The 570-nt window shown below is 63.2% G+C and carries 1 protein-coding gene; it reads right to left on the bottom strand.

The genetic code is table 11. The features are described 5' to 3' along the window. Positions 1 to 570 (bottom strand): VCBS domain-containing protein (locus GSM73_RS26990; RefSeq protein WP_256676771.1); only part of this gene is annotated, 570 nt, incomplete at both ends.

Genomic DNA, 570 nt, shown 5'->3' with positions numbered 1-570 from the left:
GTGGCTGGCGAGGTCAGGGTGTAGGTGTACGAACCGTCGGGGTTGAGCAGCAGTTGCCCATAGGCACCGGTGGCGTTGCCTACCAGGGCGAAGGTGACGGCGCCGATTGCACCTGTGACCGAGCCGACAAGACTACCGCTGGCGGTTTCGCTGGTAGCGTTCGGCGTGCTGCCGGTGACGGTGCCGGGAGCCAGGTCCTGGCCGTCCTGGTTCAGGTCCAGGGCTTTTTCGTAGACGGTGATGTCCTGATCGGTTTCAGCGACTAGGCAGCTGTTGTAGACATCGATGGTGATGGTGGTGGTGCTTTCATCGCCGTCGGCATCGCGCACGGTGTAGGTGAATACGTCAGTGGCACCGGGTGCACTGACGGTGTTCGGGTTGCTGTGGTAAACGGCGTTGCCATTGGCGTCCAGCGTGAGATAGCCGTAGGTGCCGTTGATCTGGGTGTTGAGGCCGCCAACCGCCGAGGTTGAGGTGTCGCTGCCAGCACGCACACCGATCACCGCGCCGCTTGCGGCGGGTCCATCGGCACCGCCCACATCGTTGTTCAGAACGTTGCCGCTGACCGTC

The organism is Pseudomonas sp. PICF6, from assembly GCF_009831705.1.
GTDB classification, from domain to species: domain Bacteria; phylum Pseudomonadota; class Gammaproteobacteria; order Pseudomonadales; family Pseudomonadaceae; genus Aquipseudomonas; species Aquipseudomonas rhizophila.
The sequence above is the reverse complement of the archived record's forward strand: the minus strand, read 5'-3'. Positions and strand labels throughout refer to the sequence as shown.